The organism is Pantoea sp. CTOTU46764, from assembly GCF_031974595.1.
GTDB lineage: Bacteria > Pseudomonadota > Gammaproteobacteria > Enterobacterales > Enterobacteriaceae > Pantoea > Pantoea trifolii.
In genome coordinates, this window is sequence record NZ_DALYOQ010000005.1 from 9,277 (window position 1) to 30,890 (window position 21,614).

The following is a 21,614-nucleotide window of genomic DNA, read 5'->3' on the forward strand; positions in this document are numbered from 1 at the left end:
AATCCGGCCCAGGTGGCGGTGTAGCCATATACCTCCTGTAGCAGCTGCGGCAGTAACACTATCGAGCCGAAGTAGAGCATATAGGCCAGGCTTATCGACAAACAGCCGATGGTGAAGTTGCGCATCTTAAACAGCGACAAATCGACTATTGGATGGTCGTCGGTGAGCTCCCACACCAGCAACACCAATAGCGCCACCACGGCGACCACCATCAGCACTATAATTTCGGTGGAGCTAAACCAGTCGAGCTCTTTATCGCGATCCAGCATCACCTGCAGCGAGCCAATGCCCACCACCAACAGCACCAAACCCACCATATCGATCGGGCGGATTTCGGTTTGGGTTTCACGTCCGCGCAGCGTTTGCAGCGTCAGCAATACCACCACCAAACCAATCGGTACGTTGATGAAGAAGATCCAGCCCCAGTGATAGTTATCGCTGATCCAGCCGCCCAAAATCGGGCCGCAGATCGGCGCGACAATCACCGTCATCGCCCACAGCGAGAGCGCCACGCTGCGTTTCGCCGGCGGATAGTTGTTCAGCAGCAAACTCTGCGACAGCGGAATCAGCGGACCGGCAACCACGCCCTGAATGACGCGGAAGAAGATCAGCATCTCAAGGCTTTCGGACATGCCGCACGCCCAGGACGCCAGCACAAACAGAATGGTCGACCAGGTAAACAGCTTCACTTCACCGATGCGCTTCGCCAGCCAACCGGTAATCGGAATCGAGATGGCGTTTGCCACCCCGAAAGAGGTAATTACCCATGTGCCCTGCGAGTTCGAGGCACCGAGGTTACCGGCGATGGTCGGAATCGCCACGTTAGCGATGGTGGAGTCGAGTACCTGCATAAACGTCGCCAGCGACAGGGCGATGGTCATCAGGACTAACGGCGCACCTTCAAGCGGTTTTTGTGCCATAACAGCCTCCCGCGGCGTTAGTCAGCGTTGGCACGAACGATGTCAGTAATCAGCTGGTTAACCGGCGCGAGGTCGATTGCCAACGCATTACTTTCATACGCGGCTTGCGAACGCACGGCGCTGGCCAGCGTGGCGCCATCTTTGTTCTGCGTGTCGACTTTCACCAGCGTGGAGAGGCCGATACGCAGCGGATGTTCCGCTACTTGTTTCGGATCCAGCTCAATACGCACCGGCAGACGCTGAACCACTTTGATCCAGTTACCGGTGGCATTCTGCGCAGGCAGCAGCGAGAAGGCGCTGCCGGTACCCATGTCCAGGCCCACCACTTTGCCGTGATACTCCACGTCATCGCCGTAGATATCGCTGATCACCGTGGCCGATTGACCGATACGCACACCCGCAAGCTGCGTCTCTTTAAAGTTCGCATCGATCCACAGGTTAGTTGACGGCACCACCGCCAGCAGCGGCGTGGTGGTGGAGATTTGCGAACCCACCTGCACGCTACGACGTGAAATGAAGCCATCAATCGGGCTACGAATCTCGGTACGCTGCAGCGCCAGCCAGGCATCGCGCAATTCAGCCGCACTTTGCTGTACCGCCGGCTGGTTTTCCAGCGAGGTATTCAGAATCATCGCCTGGTTAGCGTTGTATTGCTGTACTGCCACATCCAGCTGTGCTTTGGCAGTTGCCACGGCATCACGCGAGTGTTGCAGCTCTTCGCGACCAATCAGATTAGACGCGCCCAGCGGCTCGCGGCGTTTCAGGTCAGCTTCAGCCTGTTCTAACGCGGTTTGCTGCAGCTTGATGGTGGCTTGATACTGCTTGCCGTTGATCATCAGCTGGTGGGTTTGACGCACGCTGGTGGCCAACGCGGTCTGCGCTTTCTCAAACGCCTGCTCGGCATCGGTTTTATCCAGTGACACCAACACATCGCCTTTCTTCACGATGTCGGTGTTGTCGAACCACACTTTGTTTACGCTGCCGGAAACCTGCGCCATCACCTGCACCTGGTTGCCCGCCACGTACGCATCATCGGTTTCCTGGAAGTGACGCAGCACCAGATACCAGTAAGCCAGATACGAAACACCAATAATTACAAACACGATAGCCAGCAGGATCAGCACACCTTTGCGCTTCTTCTTTTTATTCGCTGGCTGTTGCGGGCTTTGAGCTTCCGCTGTCGCACTCATGTCGTTCTCCACGTTTTCCATTTGGTCGGGATGTGCTGATCCTTCAACACGGTTGCCCGAGTCGAAAAAGCCAGCGCTTGAGCGCTGGCCGGACAAAAGGGGATTAAAATAGCGATTTCGGAAGGTGATTGTGTCGCACTTCTTGCTATTAGCGCGACAGGGAAGCGATAACCTGATCTTCGTCCATTTTATCGAGACGGTTAAGTAACTTACGGGTAATCGATTCCAGCTGATCCTGCTCGTTAGTGGAGAGCGAAGACCACAAGTATTGCAGGCTCTGATGCTGCGGTGGCAGCAGCTGACGCAGGAACTCATTACCTTTTTCGGTCAAATGCAGATGCAGGCAGCGACGATCGTTCTCGCTTTCACGGCGTTCGATCCAGCCGCGCTTCTCCAGCTCATCGGCGATACGCGTGGCATTGGTGCGTGAAGAGCCGAGAGCAGAACTCAGTTCTGAAGGCTGAATGCTCTGATTTTCCTGCGCATCAAGGGTAATCAGTGCCATGAATAAGGTCTCGTTAATTCCCTGCGCCTTCAACATTTTGTTGCGATTATCCAGCAGTTTTCCCTGCATATGCATGCACAAGCGGGTCAGAATAATCTCCTGCAGCGGAAAATCTTTATGGCGGTTAGCACGGATGTTTAGCATCTGTTCAATGGGAGTAAACGAACTTTCCATTTTAAAAAAACCTCTTAGTTGCAACTGGTATAGTAATGATGGTGACAGATTAAGCGTAGTCACAATTTCCGCAGGTGATTGTTAGTACGATCACATTGTCAACATCTGACATTCCAGGTTGTTCCTTAACCCAGGGCATTTCGCCCTGACATCCCGCCTGATCATGCAGGCAGCCGATGTCATCAATTAATCCCGGGAAATCTTTTTACTGATAAATAATTTCGCGAGAAAAAATAACTCTGGTGAATAACTGCGCTGCTAACCATAACAAAGCCAATCATCAATGAACAGTATCGCTCAGCGGTTTGGTCTCATCTTTACGATTTCTAAACACTTTTAGCACGCAGCTTGTCCACTAAAATCAAGGCGTTGATTAACATGCTCTTAACAACGCCCGCGCGGATGCGATACCAGCAAAAATGATGGAATTCGATCGCTAAGCGGGAAGCAGTCATTGCGCGAGGAGAAGAGAGATAATCATTTGTGGGTAATAGTAACCGAAAAAATTATTTCAATGGTGTGTTAATTAACAGGACGTACCAGTGCGCTATAGCGCACGCTTCGCTTATCGGGGAATGAGAAAGGGTAAGGAAGAAACTTGCCGTAGCGGCGCAATTCATTGCGCAGAGTGGTTGTAGTGCATTTATCGCAAGAAAAACGGCGCGATAAATCGCGCCGCCACAATACCAACGCTAATGTAAATCGCGTTACTTCGCTGCCGCCAGCGCGTCCTGAATCCACTTATCGAATTCCGCCTGGTGACCTTTGATCCAGCCATCAACGTGGCCATTGATATCGGCTTCAGACGCATGGCCCGCATGCATCGCTGCATTCTCGGCGTTGATGTCGCCAATTGGCAGCTTCATCTCAGCAAACAGTTTTGCCGCTGCCGGATTTTTCTCGGTCCAGGCTTTGTTGGCGACAATGTGCATGGTGTTCACCGGGAAACCGTAGTTAGCACCGTTCGCCAGCTTGGTATCGACTTTGCTCTGCTCGCCTGGCAGTGAAGAGAACGGCACCTGCAGCCATACCACATCTTTACCCGGCTTCAGCACGTCGCTGACCCAATACGGCGTCCAGGTGTAATAGAACACCGGTTTGCCCTGCTTAAAGCGCGTGATGGTATCGGCGATCATCGCCGAGTAGTTGCCCTGATTGTGCTCAACGGTATTGCTTAGCTTGTAGGCTTCAATCTGGTGATTAATCACCGCTTCACAGCCCCAGCCTGGCGTACAGCCGGTCAAATCCGCTTTGCCATCGCCATTGGTATCAAACAGCTTGGCGATCTTCGGATCTTTCAGCTGCTCAATATTGGTGATGTGATACTGCTCGGCGGTTTTCTTATCGATCAGGTAACCCTGCGCAGCGCCACCGACGTAAGTGCCTTGACGATAAAACTTCGCATCGCCGCCCGCTGCTTTATACATATCGTCGTGCAGCGGTTTCCAGTTGGTGGCAATAAAGGTGGCATCACCGGCTGCGATAGTGGTGTACGCCACGTTGTAATCAATCTCGCTTGGCTTCTCAACGGTATAGCCGAGTTTCTCCAGCGCGCGGCTCACCAGCAGCGTCTGGAAGGTTTCTTCTGAGATGGTGCTCTGAGTCGGTTTAACGGTGATGCCTTTACCGGGCAGGTCGGCGGCGGACACGTGCGTCGCGGCGAACGTCGTCAGGACGGCAGCGATGAGAGCTGTCTTGCGCATAGTCATTCCTTATTTTACGTGTTACGTCGGAGACGGGCGGCCGCAGCGGACCGCCCATTGAAATCAGGCTTTTTTACTGAAAGGGCGCATCAGCAGACCCAGCGGGCCAGTGCTGTACCAGTGGCGGCTGCCACGGCTGCGACTGTCGCGGCCCATCGACTGGGTCAAACGATCAAGAATAATGGCGAGAATCACGATGCCCACGCCGCCGACGGTGGCGAGGCCCATATCCAGGCGACCAATGCCGCGCAGCACCATCTGGCCAAGACCGCCTACGGCGATCATCGAGGCGATGACTACCATCGACAGCGCCAGCATCAGCGTCTGGTTGACGCCAGCCATGATGGTCGGCATCGCCAGTGGCAACTGGACTTTGAACAGCATCTGGCGCGGGCTGGCACCGAAGGATTCACTCGCTTCAATCAGATCGGCTGGCACCTGCTTAATGCCCAGAATGGTGAGGCGCACAATCGGCGGCAGCGCAAAGATGATGGTCACCACCACGCCCGGCACGTTGCCGATACCAAACAGCATCACGATCGGCACCAGATAGACGAAGGCGGGCGTGGTCTGCATCGCATCCAGTAGCGGACGGATAATGCGCGCGGCACGTTCGCTGCGCGCCAGCCAGATGCCGAGCGGCAAGCCGATGATGATGCAGAACAGCAGGGCGGTCAGTACCAGCGCCAGCGTCACCATCGCCTGCGACCAGGCGCCAATTGCGCCGATGGCAATCAGCGAGACCAGCGTGGCAATGCCCATCGCCGGGCTGGCTATTTGCCAGGCGATCAGCGCAAACACCACAATCGCCACCGGCGCGGGCATGCCGAGCAGTAACTGCTGGAACGCGCTGAGGATGTAATCCACCGGCACGCGAATCCCCTGAAACACCGGGCGGAAATGGCTGACCACCCAATCGATGCCTTCAGTCACCCAGCTATCGAGGGGAATCCAGGTTTTATGGAACGGATCCATGATGTTGAAGTGTTCTGGCGCGGGAGCGGGCGCGCTGCTCAACCAGTCGCTGCTGCTGGCAGCATTGCTGGCGGCATCGTGGCCACCGCTGCTGGCGGCGGAGGGATCGCCCCATGCATCGGCGCTGTTATTATCCGCAGGCGCGGCACTGCCGCTCGCCCAGGGATCGCTGCTGCTGGCGGTGGCGCTGGTATCGGTTGTGGCAGGTTGCTGGGAGGTTTGGCTGGCGCTTTCCCACGGATTCGCTGTTTGTTCACTCATGATTAGGCTCCTTCACGGTCTAAAGCACGCAACAGCATGCTTTTCGAAATGATACCGACGTACTGATTCTCCTCGCTGACCACCGGCACGGCGCAGGGCGCTTGTGCCACATGCGACAGCAGATCGTTCAGGGAGGTATCGGCAGGAACCGCTAACGGCGTGTCGAGCAGCGCGCTATCCAGCCCTTCACCGGCCGCCAGCGCGGCTTTCAATGAATCGGTGGACACCACGCCAACAAACTTCTGTTTCTCCAGCACATAGCCATATTCGCGATCTTCATCCTGCAGCAGCTTGATGGCGGATCGCGGACCAAAACCGGCGGCTTTGCGGATCAGTGAACCCGCACTGCGACGCGCAATATCTTTGGCGCTAAACACGTGACTGATATCGACGCCACGGAAGAAGGTGCGCACATAATCGTTGGCAGGATTATTGAGGATTTCATCCGGCGTGCCGACCTGCACCACTTCGCCGCCCTGCATAATGGCAATGCGGTCGCCAATGCGCATCGCTTCATCGAGGTCGTGAGAAATAAATACGATGGTACGCTGATGTTTGGCCTGCAGTTTTACCAGTTCATCCTGCATTTCGGTACGAATCAGCGGATCAAGTGCTGAGAAGGCTTCATCCATTAATAAAATATCTGGATTAATCGCCAATGCGCGGGCTAATCCAACGCGTTGACGCATGCCGCCAGAAAGTTCATCGGGATAAGAGTGAGCGTAATTATCCAGGCCAACCTGACGCAATGCTTCCAGCGCTTTTTCCTGACGTTCGGCCAAAGCGACGCCGGCTAATTCTATGCCAAAAGCCGCGTTATTTAGCACCGTCATGTGCGGCATTAATGCGAAGGATTGGAATACCATGCTGATCTTATTTCTGCGTACTTCACGCAGTTCCGATTCCGATATTTTGGCAATATCGACACCGTCTATGATTACCTGGCCGCGGGTGGGCTCGATCAGACGATTGAGAAGGCGAACCATGGTGGACTTACCTGAACCTGAAAGCCCCATGATGACGAAGATCTCGCCTTCTTCAATGGCCAGACTGGCATTTTTGACGCCAACAGAGAGACCGGTTTTCGCCAGAATACTCTCTTTGCTTTCGCCTTTATCGATCAGCTTAAATGCCTTTTCGGGATTATCCCCAAATACCTTATATAAATTCTTTACTTCGAGTTTAATTGCCATGCAGTAATTAATTTCCCGGTTAAATGTTTAACTATTTCTTGTTGTGGTCCTGAGTAAAATTAAGCGCCCTATACCCTAACATAGTGAAATTATCTGACAACCCTGAATGGCGATATTCGGCGGCACGCGCAGCGGTCAATGGCTAAAATCGCCAGTGCTCACAAGGGATGCGCGTGGATTAAATTTTTATGAAGGATAGTGTGATTTATCACTATTTCACGGCGGAAATGGTGTCAATGGCGTGAAAAAAGATGTTGTGAGTGGAAATAGAAAGGGGCGATTGATGAATATTTAAATGTCAATTATGACGAGGCGAGGGGAATAAATGTGGAATCCAGGTCGCCATAAATGGCGACCCTACGACGTAGGGTGCGCATTAATGCGCACCGGGTATTAATGTTAAAAATTCCAGTCTTCGTCTTCGGTCTCTACTGCTTTCCCCATAACGTATGAGGAACCGGAGCCCGAGAAGAAGTCGTGGTTCTCATCAGCGTTGGGCGACAGCGCAGACAAGATCGCCGGGTTCACTGCGGTCAATTCCGCCGGGAACAGCGCTTCGTAGCCGAGGTTCATCAGCGCCTTGTTGGCGTTGTAGTGCAGGAAGGTTTTCACCTCTTCCGCCCAGCCGACTTCGCCGTACAACGCTTCGGTATACACCACTTCGTTTTCGTATAGTGCCAGCAGCAAATCAATCGCGAACTGTTGCAACTCTTCACGGCGACCAGCATCAACATTTTCCAGCGCTTTTTGGTACTTATAGCCGATGTAGTAACCGTGAACCGCTTCGTCACGAATGATCAGACGAATCAGGTCAGCGGTGTTGGTCAGCTTGCCACGGCTTGACCAATACATCGGCAGCCAGAAACCGGAGTAGAACAGGAACGATTCAAGGAACACGCTGGCAACTTTCTTCTTCAGCGGATCCTCGGCGCGATAGTGCTCCAGCACAATCTTCGCCTTGTTCTGCAGCGCGTCATTCTCTTCACTCCAGCGATACGCCGCATCGACATCTGCGGTGTTACACAGCGTGGAGAAAATCGAACTATACGAACGCGCATGCACCGCTTCCATAAAGGAGACGTTCGACAGCACGGCTTCTTCATGCGGTGTCATCGCATCCTCCATCAGGCCCGGCGCACCGATCACGTTCTGGATGGTGTCGAGCAGCGTCAAACCGGTAAACACCCGAATGGTCAGCTGCTGTTGCTGGTGGTCCAGCGACTGCCATGCCGGCAGATCGTTGGAGAGCGGCACTTTTTCCGGCAGCCAGAAGTTGCTGGTCAGTCGGTTCCACACTTCGAGATCTTTCTCGTCCTGGATGCGGTTCCAGTTAATCGCTTGAATTTGTTTAAGTTGCATAGTTTTCATCACAGTGAGCAGGAGACGCAGCCCTGCACCTCGGTGCCTTGAAGCGCCATCTGGCGCAGACGAATGTAATAGAGCGTTTTGATGCCTTTTTTCCACGCGTAGATCTGCGCTTTGTTGATATCGCGCGTGGTGACGTCGTCGCGGAAGAACAGCGTCAGCGACAGGCCTTGATCGACGTGCTGCGTGGCTTCGGCGTAGGTATCAATAATCGCCTCCGGCCCAATTGAGTACGCATCCTGATAGAGGTCGAGATTGTCGTTGGTCATAAACGGCGCCGGATAATAGACGCGGCCGGTTTTGCCCTCTTTACGGATCTCAATGCGCGACACAATCGGGTGAATGCTGGAGGTCGCATGGTTGATGTACGAGATCGAACCGGTGGGCGGAATCGCCTGCAGGTTCTGGTTGTACAGTCCATGCTGCATCACCGCTGCACGTAGCGCTTGCCAGTCGGCCTGCGTTGGCAGAGTCAGTCCGGCATCGGCGAACAGTTTTGCCACGCGCGCGGTGCGCGGCAGCCAGCGCTGTTCGACATATTTATCGAAGTAACTGCCGCTGGCGTATTTCGACTCGGCGAAACCGTCAAAACTCTTCTGATGCTCCTGCGCCAGCAGATTCGAGGTGCGCACGGCGTGATAGGTGACGCAATAGAAGTAGAGATTGGTGAAGTCCAGCGCCTCTTCTGAACCGTACGCCATGCCTTCGCGCGCCAGATAACCGTGCAGGTTCATCTGGCCGAGGCCAATGGCGTGCGAGCGGCGATTGCCTTCCGCCACCGACGGCACCGAATTGATCTCACTCATCTCAGAAACGGCGGTCAGCGCACGCACGGCGGTTTCCACGGTTTGTGCCAGATTGCGCGAATCCATGGCATGCGCAATGTTGAGCGAGCCGAGGTTGCAGGAGATATCTTTGCCGACGCGACGATAGCTAAGATCGTCATTGAACTCGCTGGCGCTATTAACCTGCAAAATCTCGGAGCAGAGATTACTCATGTTAATGCGACCGGCAATCGGGTTACTGCGGTTCACGCTGTCTTCGAACATGATGTACGGATAGCCCGATTCAAACTGAATCTCCGCCAGCGTCTGGAAGAAATCGCGCGGTTTGATGTAGGTTTTGGTGATGCGATCGTCCGCCAGCATCTCGTCGTAATGCTCGCTGATGCTGATATCACCAAAGGCTTTGCCGTAGATGCGCTCAACATCGTACGGCGAGAACAGCGCCATATCGCGATTCTCTTTCGCCAGCTGGAAGGTGATATCCGGGATCACCACGCCAAGCGACAGCGTTTTAATGCGGATCTTCTCGTCGGCGTTTTCGCGTTTGGTATCGAGAAAACGGAAAATATCCGGATGATGGGCATTCAGCCACACCGCGCCTGCGCCCTGACGCGCACCGAGCTGGTTGGCGTAGGAAAACGCATCTTCCAACATCTTCATTACTGGAATCACGCCCGACGACTGGTTCTCAATGCGCTTAATCGGCGCACCCGATTCACGCAGGTTGGAGAGCAGGAACGCTACGCCGCCCCCGCGTTTCGACAGCTGCAGCGCCGAGTTCACCGCGCGACCAATCGATTCCATGTTGTCTTCGATGCGCAGCAGGAAGCAGGAGACCAGCTCGCCGCGCTGCTGCTTTCCGCAGTTAAGGAAGGTTGGCGTAGCCGGCTGGAAGCGACCGCTTAGCATCTCCGCCAGCAGCTCGCGCGCTAAGGTTTCATTGCCGCGAGCCAGCGTCAGCGCCACCATGCAGGCGCGCTGTTCAAACGTTTCCAGATAGCGTTTGCCGTCGAAGGTTTTCAGCGTATAGCTGGTGTAAAACTTCCACGCACCGAGGAAGGTGTGAAAAGCGAAACCCGCCGCATCGGCTTCATCGTGCAGCTGGCACAGGAAAGCGAAATCGTACTGATTCAGCACTTCGGCTTCGTAGTAGCCTTCGGCCACCAGATAGCGCAGGCGTTCACCCGCAGAGGCAAACTGCACGGTATGGGGTTGCACATGCTGCAGGAAGAACTGGCGCGTCGCTTCGTGATCTTTGCTGAACTGGATGCGGCCGTCGGCGTCATACAGGTTCAGCATCGCGTTAAGCGCGTGGTAATCCGTTAGCGAGCTGTTTAGGGTGTCTGTCGTTGCCAAAATTGGGTCACTCCCGCTTTTACATTAGCGATATCGTCGGGGGTTCCCATCAGCTCAAAGCGGTAGAGATAGGGAACCTGACATTTCTGCGCAATGATGTCGCCCGCCAGGCAATAGCCTGCACCGAAGTTGCGGTTACCGGCAGCAATCACCCCGCGAATCCCGCGTCGGTTGGCATCATCATTGAGGAATTGAATCACTTGTCTCGGCACGGCTCCGCGCGAACTGCCGCCGCCGTAGCTCGGCACCACTAAAATGTAGGGCTGTTCGATATGCAGGCGCTGCGTGCCATCAACCGGAATGCGGCGGGCAGGCAGCCCAAGACGCGTGATGAATCGGTGCGTGTTTTCCGACTGGCTAGAGAAATAGACCAGTGGAAACATGGCTTATACCCCGACGGCCGCGAGCTGGCCCAGGCTGGCAATTTTGTCGGGACGGAAGCCACTCCAGTGATCGTCTTGTGTCATCACCACTGGCACCTGGCGATAGCCGAGAGATTTGAGGTTGTCGATGGCTTCAGGTTGGGTATCAAGGTTGATCAGCTGATAGTCGATACCTTTGCGGTCCATGGCATTTTTTGTCGCATTGCACTGGACACAGTTATCTTTGGTGTAAATAATAATGCGCATGATTCGTATTTCCCTTTGATTGCGGTCAGATTGCGAGATACGAAGCAAATTCCTGTTTGCATCGAACTTCGTCCTTGACGACATTGGGTAGTTAGTTGATGGGTTAAATACTAGATGTAGTGTTCCTGGCGGTCAAGCCCACCATATATAGGGTTTTGTGATTTTGTTCTTTGGATAATCGCTAAGCCCAGAGATCATGCGCCTTCCAGGCCGGAAAAATTTTTTGTAAAGGGAATGGAGTGGGAAGGTTGGTTGGATTTTGTGCGATTTGACCCTCATCCCAGCCTTCTCCCGCAAGCGGGAGAAGGAGCCGATCCAGCTAATTATTCCCTCTCCCGCTTGCGGGAGAGGGCTAGGGTGAGGGAAAGCGCGCACTATCTCGCGCCCACAAAAAAGCCTCGCATCAGCGAGGCTTATTGAGTCTACTTTCAGGCTTATCGGCGTGAAGACACCAGCAGCGCGCCAAGCACCAGGCCTATTGCCGCACCGACGCCCACGCCGTGCCACGGCTTGTCGTGGACATAGGCATCAACCTGCGTACCCGCATCACGCGCCGCTTGCGATACGCGACTCTGTCCGCCGCTCAGTTTGGCACGCGTCTGCTTCAGCAGCGCCTGCGCCTGGCTGCGTGCATTATCAACCTCATCTTTAGCTTCACTGCCATAAGATTTAAGTAACGCCTCTAGCGAATCGGCCAGTTCGTTTACATCCTGATTGATATCAATGTCATCGTTTTTTGCGCTTCGATTAAACATTTTTTAGCTCCCTTTGATTTAAAACGTAATACTCAGTGTAGACGAAGCGTGATTAAACGCAGGGATGTGCCAGGCTTTAGGGAAAATTCCGAATGCCCATGCCATCCTGCTGCTGTAAGGTTGCGGGGCTGTGAGAAGAGAGGAGCAAGCATGTATTTACGACCAGATGAGGTAGCGCGCGTACTTGAGAAAGTAGGCTTCGAAATGGATACCCAAACGCCAAAAATTTACGGTTATCGTCGCGGCGAAAACTATGTGTATGTTAATCGCGAAGCGCGAATGGGACGGACCGCCTTAATCATTCACCCGACGCTGAAAGAGAAAAGCCAGAGCTTTGCTGAACCGGCCTCAGAGATGAAAACCTGCGATCACTACACGCAATTCCCACTCTATTTAATGGGCGATTCGCAGGAGCATTACGGTATTCCGCACGGCTTCAGCTCGCGCGTTGCGCTTGAGCGTTATCTGCAAGGCGTATTCGGCGCCTGATCTTGCGCCCCGTCAACGCGGGGCCGCAAACCCTCACTGAATCCTCTCCTTCTGCCCCGTTGCAAATCCGCACGCTGACGCGTATAACCTTGTGTCCATATAGATGTTCAGACGTCCATACGGATAATTATGATGCAAACTCAGGCTACGCCTCCGCAGGAAAATTTTAAGCGCACCATGAAAGTACGGCATCTGGTGATGCTGTCGCTTGGCGGTGTGATCGGAACCGGACTGTTCTTCAATACCGGCTATATCATCTCAACCACCGGCGCAGCCGGAACCTTGCTGGCCTATCTGATTGGTGCGCTGGTGGTGTGGCTGGTGATGGTCTGTCTCGGCGAGTTGGCCGTGGCGATGCCGGAAACTGGCGCATTCCACGTCTATGCCGCACGCTATCTCAGCCCGGCCACCGGTTATACCGTCGCCTGGCTGTACTGGCTCACCTGGACGGTGGCGCTGGGTTCCAGCCTGACTGCCGCCGGATTCTGTATGCAGTATTGGTTCCCGAGCGTGCCGGTATGGACGTGGTGTCTGGTGTTCTGCATCGCCATCTATCTGCTGAATATCGTCTCAACGCGCTTCTTTGCCGAAGGTGAATTCTGGTTCTCCATCATCAAAGTGATCACCATCATCGCTTTTATCCTTCTCGGCGCAGGCGCGATCTTTGGTTTTATCCCGATGAAAGACGGCAGCGCCGCGCCGGGATTGCACAATCTCACCGCGTCCGGCTGGCTGCCGCACGGCACGCTGCCGATTCTGATGACCATGGTGGCGGTCAACTTCGCGTTCTCGGGCACGGAATTGATCGGTATCGCCGCTGGTGAAACCGAGCAGCCGCAAAAAGCGCTGCCACTGGCGATCCGCACCACCGTGGCACGGTTGATCATCTTCTTTATCGGCACGGTATTCGTGCTGGCGGCGCTGATCCCGATGGATCAGGCGGGGATCGTCAAAAGCCCGTTTGTGCTGGTGTTTGAAAAGATCGGCATCCCGTACGCAGCGGATATCTTCAACTTCGTGATCCTGACCGCCATCCTCTCCGCCGCTAACTCCGGCCTGTATGCTTCAGGCCGTATGTTGTGGTCGCTGGCTAATGAGAACACGCTGCCGCGTTGTTTTGCGCGTGTTAATCGCCGCGGCATTCCGGTGCTGGCGCTGACCGTGAGCATGATTGGCGGCCTGCTGGCGCTGTTCTCCAGCGTAATTGCGCCGGACACGGTGTTTGTGGCGCTGTCGGCGATTTCCGGTTTTGCCGTGGTAGCGGTGTGGCTCAGCATCTGCGCCTCGCACTATGTGTTCCGTCGTCGCCATCTGCAAGCGGGTGGCAGCTTACTACAGCTGGCGTATCGCGCGCCGCTCTATCCGCTGACGCCGATTCTCGGCTTCCTGCTTTGCCTGCTGGCGTGCGTCGGACTGGCGTTCGATCCGTCGCAGCGTATTGCGTTGTGGTGCGGCATTCCGTTTGTGCTGTTCTGCTATGCCGCATACCATGTCACGCAACGACGTAAGTCATCCCTTAAGGCTGAGGAGGCCAACGATGTCGCGTAATCCCATCGCGCAGGCACTAACCCAAACTGACACGCTGATTCTCGATGGTGCGCTGGCGACCGAGCTGGAAGCGCGCGGCTGCAATCTGGCCGATGCGTTGTGGTCGGCCAAAGTGCTGGTAGAAAATCCTGAGCTGATTTATCAGGTGCATCACGATTACTTTGCCGCAGGCGCGCATGTGGCGATCACCGCCAGCTATCAGGCCACACCGCAGGGTTTTGCTGCGCGCGGATTAGATGAAGCGCAGGCGCTGGCACTGATTACCCAGAGCGTACAGCTGGCGCAGCGCGCGCGTGACGACTATCGCGCATCTTCGGCCAGCACCGCGCCATTGCTGGTGGCCGGATCCGTCGGGCCGTATGGCGCGTTTCTGGCCAATGGCGCGGAGTATCGGGGTGATTACGCGCTGCCGGAAGAGGAGATGAAAGCGTTCCACCGTCCGCGCGTGAAGGCGTTGCTGGAAGCGGGTGTCGATCTGCTGGCCTGCGAAACGCTGCCGTCCTTCGCTGAGGCGCAGGCGCTGGTGAGTTTACTGGCCGAATTCCCTGACAGCAGCGCGTGGTTCTCCTTTACCCTGCGCGATGCCGAACACCTCAGCGACGGCACGCCGCTGAGCAAAGTGGCGCAGCTGGTGAATGCGGCACCGCAAGTGGTGGCGATTGGCATCAACTGCGTGGCGCTGGAGAGCGTGACGCCCGCTCTGCGCAGCTTACAGGCGCTGTGTGACAAACCGCTGCTGGTCTATCCGAACTCCGGCGAGCAGTACGATGCCAGCAGCAAAACCTGGCACTCCGCGCCATCGGGTTGCACGCTGCATGACAAGTTCGCCGAATGGCAGCAGGCGGGCGCACGTTTGATTGGCGGCTGCTGCCGCACCACGCCGCAGGATATCGCGGCGATTGCCGCCTGTTGTCAACCGCAATAAAGCGCAGAAAATCATCAGTGATAGCGCGATTAAGCACAGAAGGGCAGTTTACACTGTCCTATCTGATGCTAATGCGGACCTGCTATGAACCTGCGACCTCTTTTTCCTGCCTGTGCGCTGCTGCTGAGCGGCTGCGCCACCATTGTCGGCACTGAAACGCAACCGGTGAAAATCGACTCCCTGCCGCAAGGCGCGCGTTTCACCGTGCAGGATGAGACCGGCCGCGCGGTGGCGCAGGGCTATACGCCGCAAACCGTTGAGCTGGCGAAATCGACCGGGAATTACTTTGGTAAGAAGCACTATCAGGTGATGCTGGAGAGTCCGGGCTACGTGCCGCTAACCTTGCCGATCGAGGCCAGTGCCAATCTGTGGTATTTGCTGGGCAATATTCCGCTATTGGGCTTCCCCGGCTGGTTGCTGGTCGATCCCTTTTATGGCGGCATGTACGATCTCAAACCTGAACATCCGCAGCCGAAGTTGAACGTCGTTGGCGCACGCGGTTAATCACGCAGCCATTTATGGCGTAATGCCGCTCAGTTAAGCGCAGAGCGACTTTCGTTCGCCATGTACTGAGGCAGTTGCAGTACCCTGGTGCGGCGACCGAGCAGAGAGCGCCTGGCCGCGCCCTCTGCACTCCCGGGCCTTGCGCCAGCCCAATCCGCCGCTTCGCGGTACCTTCACTCATTCACGATTCCTGACGGACCGGTGGCGATTCGCTCCTGCTCAGCGCCACCTCTCGCCGCATCCATGCGGCTCGCCCTGGAATCCCTCATTCGCTCAGCGGTTTGGGATGTCGCCTCAACACCGTCGCTGCAGCGACAATGCGTTTTTCTGACTCACCATTGCTACAAACCCCGTAGGGTCGCCATTCATGGCGACCTGGTGCGCATGAATGCATAGACAATGATTACTGCGCGGTGGGCTTCACCATCGCATTGGCGCTTTTATGCTGCGCCAGATGCTGCTGCTGGAAAATGCACATGCGGATGGTGTTGCGGTATTCGCCGTTGATGAAAAATTCGTGCTTTAGTACGCCTTCCACCTCAAAACCCAACTTGGTGTAGATATGCACCGCCTTCTTATTCTCTTCATCGACAATCAGATAGAGTTTGTAGAGATTCAGCACCGAAAAGCCGTAATCCATCGCTAACTTTGCCGCTTTCGTGGCTAAGCCTTTGCCCTGATGTGAAGGATCGATAATGATCTGAAACTCAGCGCGGCGATGCACGTGATTAATCTCGACCAACTCCACCAAACCGGCTTTGTGTCCATCATGCTCCACCACAAAGCGACGCTCGGTTTGATCGTGGATGTGTTTGTCATACAGGTCAGAAAGCTCGACGAAGGCTTCGTACGGCTCCTCAAACCAGTAACGCATCACGCTGGCGTTGTTATCGAGTTGATGCACAAAGCGTAAATCTTCCCGCTCCAGCGGACGTAACTTAACCGTCATACGGTATTCCTTGTTGTTGAATGTTGTTCCACGATGCGGCCCTGCGCCATGCGCGCCGCGCGATCGCACATGTGATCGATCACATCCGGATCGTGGCTGACCAGCACCATGGTTAAACCATCTTTTTGTTTTAGATCGTTGAGCAGGTTGAGGATCTCGGCCTGCACCGACATGTCCAGCGCCGAGGTCGGCTCATCCAGCAGCAGGATCTTTGGTTCCAGCAGCAGGGCGCGCACAATCGCCACGCGCTGACGCTGACCGCCCGAAAGCTGATGCGGATAGCGATCCGCCAGCGCCGGATCCAGCCCGACATGGCGGAACCCGGCATTAATGCGGTCGTCGATGTTATCACGCTTAAGCATTTTCAGCGGTTCCGCCAGCGTGCGACGCAGGCGATGACGCGGATGCAGCGAAGCGTAGGGATCCTGAAACACCATCTGCACATCGCGGCGCAGCTGGCCGGTAAACGCTTTGCCGGGCTGCACGGCGGTGCCCGCCAGCGACATGCTGCCGCTCCAGTGCGGATTCAATCCCGCCAGCACCCACAGCAGCGACGACTTGCCGCAGCCGGACGGGCCAACCAGACCAAAACACTCACCGGCCGCGACCTGCAGCGACACATCGTGCACCACGGTACGCAGCTCGTAACCTTGCTTGTGCGAAACGCTGAGGTTCGATAACTCAATCATCATTCTTCTCCAGTGCTGCACGATCCAGCACCGGCAAGCGCTCGCCGTGCGTGGCTTTACTCGGACGACAGGCCCACAAGGTGCTGGTGTAAGGATGGCTGGCGTTGGAGAGTTCGGACGCCGGCAAGGTATCCAGCACGCGGCCCTGATACATCACCATCACACGTTCGCAGTGCTCGGAAACCTGTTGCAGATCGTGGCTGATCAGCAGCAAACCCATGTTGCGCTGCTCCACCAGACGACGAATCAGCGCCAGTACCTGATCGCGCATCGCGTGATCGAGTGCCGACGTGGGTTCATCGGCGATCAGCAGTTCAGGATCGGTGATCAGGGCGATCGCCAGCATCACGCGTTGGCCCATGCCGCCAGAGAGTTGATGCGGATAACGTTTCATCAACTGACGCGGATCGGGCAGACCCACCGCATCCAGCATTTCGCACACTTTCTCTTTACGCTCGGCGCGGCTCAATTTGTGGTGCAGCACCAGCGGCTCTTCTACCTGCCAGCCGATAGTGCGCGTGGGATTGAGCGCATATTTCGGATCCTGCATCACCATCGCCACTTTGCTGCCGCGCAGTTGAATCCAGTCACGCTCGCGCAGGCTCAGCGCATCGGTACCGACAATCTGCAAACGATCGGCCTGCAAGTGCAGCGAAGGTGACAGCAAGCCCATCAGCGTGCGCGCGGTGAGTGATTTACCGGAACCGGATTCCCCCACCAGCGCCACGCGCTCGCGGCCAATTTGAAAGCCGATGTTATCGACCAGCAGCGCATCATCGCTGCGAATCGTCAGACCTTGTACATCAATTAACAAATCATTTGGCATGACGAGTATCCAGTCGGTCACGCAGGCCATCGCCTGTCAGGTTAAACGCCAGGCTGGCGAAGAGAATCGCGCCGCCGGGTGCGGCGGCTACCCACCATTGGTCGAAGATCACTTTACTGCCTTCCGCCACCATCGAACCCCATTCAGCGGTAGGCGGTTGCACGCCCATGCCAAGGAAGCCGAGGCCCGCCGCTGAAAGAATGATTCCGCCGAGGCTCAGCGCGGCACGCACCACCGCCGTTGGCATACACAGCGGCAGAATATGACCAAACATCAGGCGCAAGCCGGTGATGCCCTGCATGCGCGCGGCGGCGAGGTAATCACTGCGGCGCAGCGCCAGCGTTTCAGCACGCGCCTGACGGGCAAACGGCGGCCAGCTAGTAAGCGCCAACGCCAGAGCGCCATTCATCAAACCGGGGCCGAGCATGGCGACCAGCGCCAGCGCAATCACCAGATTCGGCAGCGACAGGAAGATATCGGTAATGCGCATCAACACGCGCTCGGTCCAGCCGCCCAGGTAACCGGCGGTAATGCCGACCAGCAGGCCAACCGGAATGGTCAGCACCAGAATCAGTGACACCAGCAGCAGCGTTGGGCGCGCGCCGTAAATCACGCGTGACAGCAGATCGCGGCCAAAGCCATCGGTGCCGAACCAGTGCAGCGCCGACGGCGCCTGCAAACGCTGGGAGATGATCTGCGCATTGGGATCGAAAGGCGCCAGCAAAGGCGCGAACAATGCCATCGCCACCACAATCAGCACCAGCGTCAGGCCGATGGTGAGCGAGGTCACGCGCGCGCGGCGGCGGCGCGGACGCAGCGTTTCCAGTTCAGAGAGTTGTTGAGTCATCGGGTTCTCGGATCGGTTAACCAGGTCAGGGCATCGGCCAGCGCGTTGAGCAGAATAAAGCAGCTGCCAATCAGCAAGGTCGAGCCAAGAATCGCCGGTACATCAGAGGAAAACAGCGCGTTGGTCATGTAGCGACCGACGCCAGGCCAGGCAAAAACCGTTTCGGTCAAGACCGAACCTTCCAGCAGCGTGGCGTAGGAGAGGGCGATAACGGTAATCAGCGTGCCCAGCACGTTGGGGAAAATATGCCGCAGCAAAATGCGGCCACGGCTGGCACCTTTGGCGCGCGCCAGCACCACGTACTCTTTGCTGCTCTCTTCCAGCAGCGCCGCGCGCAGCAGGCGCGTAATGCCCGCCATCGCCAGCAGGCCGAGAATCACCACCGGTAGCCACAAATGGGCAATCGCATTGCGGAACATCTCGGGATCGCCAGACATCCAGCTATCAATCAGCACAAAACCGGTTTTCGGCTCCAGCGTGTAGATCCAGATATCATCGAGCTGGCCCGGTCCGGCAGACCAGTGCAGCACGGCGTAAAACAGCAGCAAACCCAGCAGGCCGAGCCAGAACACCGGCACCGAGTAGCCAAGCAGCGACACAAAACGCGCCACGTTATCGATAATGCTGCCCGGTTTCCACGCCGCCAGCAGCGCCAGGGCAATGCCAAACACTGCGGCAAAAATCATCGCGCAGGTGGCCAGCTCAATGGTGGCGGGGAAGGTACGCATCAGGTCGGCGCTGACCGGTTGATTGGTCAGGTGCGATAAGCCGAGATCGCCGCGCGCCAGATGGCTGATATAGCGCCAGAACTGCACCAGCACCGGCTGATCGAGGCCGAGATCGTGGCGCACCTGCGCGTAAGTGGCTTCACTGGCGTGATCGCCGGCGATCTGTTGCACCGGATCGACAGGCGACAGGTGCGACAGCATAAAAGTGAACGCTAACAAACCGACCAACGTTACCAGCAGCGAAAGCAGGCTGGTAACGAGGTGGCTAACGCGTTGCCAGAGTGGCCGGGCGAACCCGGCCTGTGAAGCTGACACTGCCATTACTTAGAAACCTGCGAGTAATAGACCATGTCCGGGTTGATGCCCTGCACATAGCCTTGCAGATTGTCGCGCAGCGCAATCAGGTTTTTCGCCTGCAAGCCAATCACATACGGCGAGTTCTTCAGCACTTCACGCTGCATCGCCTGATAAAGTTCGACGCGCTTGTTGTTATCGCTCTCGGCGGTGGCGGCCAGCGTTTGCTTGTTCAGCTCTGGGATATGCCAGTCAGAACGGTAAGCCACGGTTTTGCTGCCATCTTCCGGGTTGTAAGCGAAGGACGCGGCGTTGGTGTTTGGATCGAAATAGTCTGCGCCCCAGGCGTTCAGGGTGGCTTCGTATTTGTGCGCCTTCACGCGGGTAGAGACTTCAGAGCTCAGGCCAGGCTGCACTTCAACCTTCACGCCACCTTTGGCAAAGCTGCCCTGCAGCGCCTGCGCGATGTCGAGGTAAGGCGGCTGATTGCTGGTGGAGAGCTTGAAGCTGACGTTAGTCAGACCGGCTTTCTTCAGAATCGCTTTGGCTTTCTCAGGATCGTAGGTGTATGGCGTGTCGTTGATTGCGCCGAGGAAACCTTTCGGCAGGAAAGTCTGATGCACGTCGAACTGGCCTTTCAGCAGGTCGTTAGCGATACCTTTATAGTCGAACAGGTAACGAGCCGCTTCCCACAGCGCCGGGTTCTTTAGCACCGGATTTTCACCAATGTTGAACTGGATGTAGTAGAGCGACGCCATCGGGATCGCTTCAGTCTTCACGCCCGCTTTGCCTTTCAGCGAGGCAATCTGATCCGCGCCGAGGTTACGCGCGATATCTACATCGCCCTGTTCCAGCAGCAGACGACGCGCCGCCGGTTCCGGCACGTTTTTGATCAGGATGTTTTTCAGCTTCGGTGCGCCCGCCGGAGACGTTGGGTTGGCGCTCAACAGAATCGCTTCATGCAGCACCACTTTGCGAATCTGATACGGGCCGCTACCGGCAGAGTGAGTGCCAAGCCATGCGTGGCCGAAGTCACCGTTTTTCGCGTTGGCCTGCGCGGTTTTCTCATCAACAATCGAAGAGACCGGCGCGGAGAGCAGGCTGAGCACATACGCCGGGCTGACGTTGGCGCTCCAGCTGATCTGTACGTGGTTGTCATCAACTTTCTTCAGGAAGGTATCGACGTTGTCTTTATTCCAGCCAAGTTGGGTAAGAATAAAGGAGGGATCGAGGTTGAGTTTCACCACGCGGCCCAGCGAGAAGATCACATCTTCCGGACGCAACGGATTGCCGCTGGCGAACTGAGCGCCTTTGCGCAGTTCAAAGGTCAGGCTGCGATTATCGCTGCCCGCTTGCCAGGAGGTCGCCAGCGTTGGCTGCAAATCGGTTGGATTGGTGGGATCGGACTGAACCAGGCGCTGATAAATGTTAGTGAACGCTTGCACCGTGGTGAGCTCAAAGCCCTGCGCGGGATCGAAGCTGTCGGCATCGTCGGTGGACTGGGCAATAACCAGCGTATCTTTCGGCGTCGCTGCCTGAACAGAGAAGGCGGCTACCAGCGATAACGCTAGCAGTGAGGGAATAATTTTTTTCATGTTGTTTCCTTGCCTAAAAAAAGTAACGCGAGTTTACGAGAGCGCAGCAGTGAAGAATAGTCAATTTCAGGCTATGCATATGCATTAATGATCTAAGTCGGGTGGTTCAGTTATAAGGAAGGTAGGCTGCATGGCCGTCGTAGGGGCGCCATTTATGGCGACCGAAATGGGATATATCAACTCAACTGCAACGAAATATAAATGTTCTGTGATTAACCGATAATTAACTTTACTTCGTTCCTTCCGGGAATATAATGGCCGCAATTTCAAAGCAGGAGAGTTCAGTTGGACAGTCACCCTTTTAGTTGGCATCACAAGGCAAGCTGACGCGCGAACTTTTTTGTCGCTGCTTGCCACCTCGGCGGGCAGCAATCCTCCCTTTTCTGATGATTGTTCCCTTATAACGACA

General features: G+C 55.9%; 21 protein-coding genes. 4 read left to right on the forward strand and 17 right to left on the reverse strand.

Annotation, left to right across the window (positions count from 1 at the left end):
- The 11 genes from RTM06_RS03235 to RTM06_RS03285 all read right to left on the reverse strand — a co-directional run.
- A partial coding sequence (locus RTM06_RS03235) for a DHA2 family efflux MFS transporter permease subunit (protein WP_312179904.1) occupies positions 1–920 on the reverse strand: 920 nt, incomplete at its 3' end.
- 17 nt (positions 921–937) lie between these two features.
- Positions 938–2,110: a multidrug efflux MFS transporter periplasmic adaptor subunit EmrA gene (gene emrA, locus RTM06_RS03240; RefSeq protein WP_256697186.1), complete on the reverse strand. Its 1,173-nt coding sequence runs from the start codon at positions 2,108–2,110 to the stop codon at positions 938–940.
- Positions 2,111–2,258: 148 nt separating this feature from the next.
- Complete coding sequence (gene mprA, locus RTM06_RS03245) at positions 2,259–2,789, reverse strand: transcriptional repressor MprA (RefSeq protein WP_008101638.1); 531 nt, start codon at positions 2,787–2,789, stop codon at positions 2,259–2,261.
- Positions 2,790–3,496: 707 nt separating this feature from the next.
- Positions 3,497–4,492 carry a glycine betaine/L-proline ABC transporter substrate-binding protein ProX gene (gene proX, locus RTM06_RS03250; RefSeq protein WP_256697185.1) on the reverse strand — a complete coding sequence of 332 codons (996 nt, stop codon included), beginning with the start codon at positions 4,490–4,492 and terminating at the stop codon, positions 3,497–3,499.
- Positions 4,493–4,555: 63 nt separating this feature from the next.
- On the reverse strand, positions 4,556–5,728 hold the full coding sequence (proW, locus tag RTM06_RS03255; protein WP_312179906.1) for a glycine betaine/L-proline ABC transporter permease ProW: 1,173 nt from the start codon (positions 5,726–5,728) through the stop codon (positions 4,556–4,558).
- A gap of 2 nt (positions 5,729–5,730) precedes the next feature.
- Positions 5,731–6,921 (reverse strand): glycine betaine/L-proline ABC transporter ATP-binding protein ProV, encoded by a 1,191-nt coding sequence (proV, locus tag RTM06_RS03260; RefSeq protein ID WP_312179908.1) that lies wholly within the window; start codon positions 6,919–6,921, stop codon positions 5,731–5,733.
- Between the two features lie 399 nt (positions 6,922–7,320).
- A complete protein-coding gene (nrdF, locus tag RTM06_RS03265) occupies positions 7,321–8,280 on the reverse strand; it encodes a class 1b ribonucleoside-diphosphate reductase subunit beta (RefSeq protein ID WP_312179910.1) in 960 nt (319 codons plus the stop codon).
- 8 nt (positions 8,281–8,288) lie between these two features.
- Positions 8,289–10,427, reverse strand: coding sequence for a class 1b ribonucleoside-diphosphate reductase subunit alpha (gene nrdE / locus RTM06_RS03270; RefSeq protein ID WP_312179912.1), 2,139 nt, complete (start codon positions 10,425–10,427; stop codon positions 8,289–8,291).
- Positions 10,406–10,810, reverse strand: coding sequence for a class Ib ribonucleoside-diphosphate reductase assembly flavoprotein NrdI (gene nrdI / locus RTM06_RS03275; RefSeq protein ID WP_312179914.1), 405 nt, complete (start codon positions 10,808–10,810; stop codon positions 10,406–10,408). The genes nrdE and nrdI overlap by 22 nt, the downstream gene beginning before the upstream one ends.
- A gap of 3 nt (positions 10,811–10,813) precedes the next feature.
- Entirely contained in the window at positions 10,814–11,056 is a 243-nt protein-coding gene (gene nrdH, locus RTM06_RS03280; protein ID WP_312179917.1) for a glutaredoxin-like protein NrdH, read from the reverse strand.
- A gap of 434 nt (positions 11,057–11,490) precedes the next feature.
- Positions 11,491–11,811, reverse strand: a complete 321-nt coding sequence (locus RTM06_RS03285; protein WP_008101623.1) for a DUF883 family protein — start codon at positions 11,809–11,811, stop codon at positions 11,491–11,493.
- Between the two features lie 150 nt (positions 11,812–11,961).
- On the opposite strand from RTM06_RS03285, the gene RTM06_RS03290 reads away from it, so the two are divergent.
- From RTM06_RS03290 to RTM06_RS03305, 4 genes are all read left to right on the forward strand, one after another.
- A complete protein-coding gene (locus tag RTM06_RS03290) occupies positions 11,962–12,300 on the forward strand; it encodes a DUF2002 family protein (RefSeq protein WP_008101622.1) in 339 nt (112 codons plus the stop codon).
- 132 nt (positions 12,301–12,432) lie between these two features.
- Entirely contained in the window at positions 12,433–13,848 is a 1,416-nt protein-coding gene (gene mmuP, locus RTM06_RS03295; protein WP_312180026.1) for an S-methylmethionine permease, read from the forward strand.
- On the forward strand, positions 13,838–14,773 hold the full coding sequence (gene mmuM / locus RTM06_RS03300) for a homocysteine S-methyltransferase (protein ID WP_256697180.1): 936 nt from the start codon (positions 13,838–13,840) through the stop codon (positions 14,771–14,773). The genes mmuP and mmuM overlap by 11 nt, the downstream gene beginning before the upstream one ends.
- Positions 14,774–14,857: 84 nt before the next feature.
- Positions 14,858–15,277: a hypothetical protein gene (locus RTM06_RS03305; RefSeq protein WP_312179921.1), complete on the forward strand. Its 420-nt coding sequence runs from the start codon at positions 14,858–14,860 to the stop codon at positions 15,275–15,277.
- Between the two features lie 403 nt (positions 15,278–15,680).
- Here the strand turns inward: RTM06_RS03305 and speG are convergent, their stop codons facing one another.
- The 6 genes from speG to RTM06_RS03335 are packed head-to-tail and all read right to left on the reverse strand — an operon-like array spanning position 15,681 to position 21,205.
- Complete coding sequence (gene speG, locus RTM06_RS03310) at positions 15,681–16,226, reverse strand: spermidine N1-acetyltransferase (protein WP_008101618.1); 546 nt, start codon at positions 16,224–16,226, stop codon at positions 15,681–15,683.
- Positions 16,223–16,915: an ABC transporter ATP-binding protein gene (locus tag RTM06_RS03315; protein WP_061718040.1), complete on the reverse strand. Its 693-nt coding sequence runs from the start codon at positions 16,913–16,915 to the stop codon at positions 16,223–16,225. Before RTM06_RS03315 ends, speG begins: the two co-directional genes overlap by 4 nt.
- Positions 16,908–17,741: an ABC transporter ATP-binding protein gene (locus RTM06_RS03320; RefSeq protein WP_312179923.1), complete on the reverse strand. Its 834-nt coding sequence runs from the start codon at positions 17,739–17,741 to the stop codon at positions 16,908–16,910. The genes RTM06_RS03315 and RTM06_RS03320 overlap by 8 nt, the downstream gene beginning before the upstream one ends.
- A complete protein-coding gene (locus RTM06_RS03325) occupies positions 17,731–18,588 on the reverse strand; it encodes an ABC transporter permease (protein ID WP_256697175.1) in 858 nt (285 codons plus the stop codon). Before RTM06_RS03325 ends, RTM06_RS03320 begins: the two co-directional genes overlap by 11 nt.
- Positions 18,585–19,637, reverse strand: coding sequence for an ABC transporter permease (locus tag RTM06_RS03330; RefSeq protein ID WP_154181619.1), 1,053 nt, complete (start codon positions 19,635–19,637; stop codon positions 18,585–18,587). Before RTM06_RS03330 ends, RTM06_RS03325 begins: the two co-directional genes overlap by 4 nt.
- Positions 19,637–21,205 (reverse strand): ABC transporter substrate-binding protein, encoded by a 1,569-nt coding sequence (locus RTM06_RS03335; protein WP_176971466.1) that lies wholly within the window; start codon positions 21,203–21,205, stop codon positions 19,637–19,639. Before RTM06_RS03335 ends, RTM06_RS03330 begins: the two co-directional genes overlap by 1 nt.
- Positions 21,206–21,614 lie beyond the last annotated feature (409 nt).

Bases quoted from the DNA above. Each gene is read 5' to 3' on its own strand.
- emrA (WP_256697186.1), bottom strand. From the start codon at position 2,110: ATGAGTGCGACAGCGGAAGCTCAAAGCCCGCAACAGCCAGCGAATAAA.
- mprA (WP_008101638.1), bottom strand. From the start codon at position 2,789: ATGGAAAGTTCGTTTACTCCCATTGAACAGATGCTAAACATCCGTGCT.
- proX (WP_256697185.1), bottom strand. From the start codon at position 4,492: ATGCGCAAGACAGCTCTCATCGCTGCCGTCCTGACGACGTTCGCCGCG.
- proW (WP_312179906.1), bottom strand. From the start codon at position 5,728: ATGAGTGAACAAACAGCGAATCCGTGGGAAAGCGCCAGCCAAACCTCC.
- proV (WP_312179908.1), bottom strand. From the start codon at position 6,921: ATGGCAATTAAACTCGAAGTAAAGAATTTATATAAGGTATTTGGGGAT.
- nrdF (WP_312179910.1), bottom strand. From the start codon at position 8,280: ATGCAACTTAAACAAATTCAAGCGATTAACTGGAACCGCATCCAGGAC.
- nrdI (WP_312179914.1), bottom strand. From the start codon at position 10,810: ATGTTTCCACTGGTCTATTTCTCTAGCCAGTCGGAAAACACGCACCGA.
- nrdH (WP_312179917.1), bottom strand. From the start codon at position 11,056: ATGCGCATTATTATTTACACCAAAGATAACTGTGTCCAGTGCAATGCG.
- RTM06_RS03285 (WP_008101623.1), bottom strand. From the start codon at position 11,811: ATGTTTAATCGAAGCGCAAAAAACGATGACATTGATATCAATCAGGAT.
- RTM06_RS03290 (WP_008101622.1), top strand. From the start codon at position 11,962: ATGTATTTACGACCAGATGAGGTAGCGCGCGTACTTGAGAAAGTAGGC.
- mmuP (WP_312180026.1), top strand. From the start codon at position 12,433: ATGCAAACTCAGGCTACGCCTCCGCAGGAAAATTTTAAGCGCACCATG.
- mmuM (WP_256697180.1), top strand. From the start codon at position 13,838: ATGTCGCGTAATCCCATCGCGCAGGCACTAACCCAAACTGACACGCTG.
- RTM06_RS03305 (WP_312179921.1), top strand. From the start codon at position 14,858: ATGAACCTGCGACCTCTTTTTCCTGCCTGTGCGCTGCTGCTGAGCGGC.
- speG (WP_008101618.1), bottom strand. From the start codon at position 16,226: ATGACGGTTAAGTTACGTCCGCTGGAGCGGGAAGATTTACGCTTTGTG.
- RTM06_RS03315 (WP_061718040.1), bottom strand. From the start codon at position 16,915: ATGATTGAGTTATCGAACCTCAGCGTTTCGCACAAGCAAGGTTACGAG.
- RTM06_RS03320 (WP_312179923.1), bottom strand. From the start codon at position 17,741: ATGCCAAATGATTTGTTAATTGATGTACAAGGTCTGACGATTCGCAGC.
- RTM06_RS03325 (WP_256697175.1), bottom strand. From the start codon at position 18,588: ATGACTCAACAACTCTCTGAACTGGAAACGCTGCGTCCGCGCCGCCGC.
- RTM06_RS03330 (WP_154181619.1), bottom strand. From the start codon at position 19,637: ATGGCAGTGTCAGCTTCACAGGCCGGGTTCGCCCGGCCACTCTGGCAA.
- RTM06_RS03335 (WP_176971466.1), bottom strand. From the start codon at position 21,205: ATGAAAAAAATTATTCCCTCACTGCTAGCGTTATCGCTGGTAGCCGCC.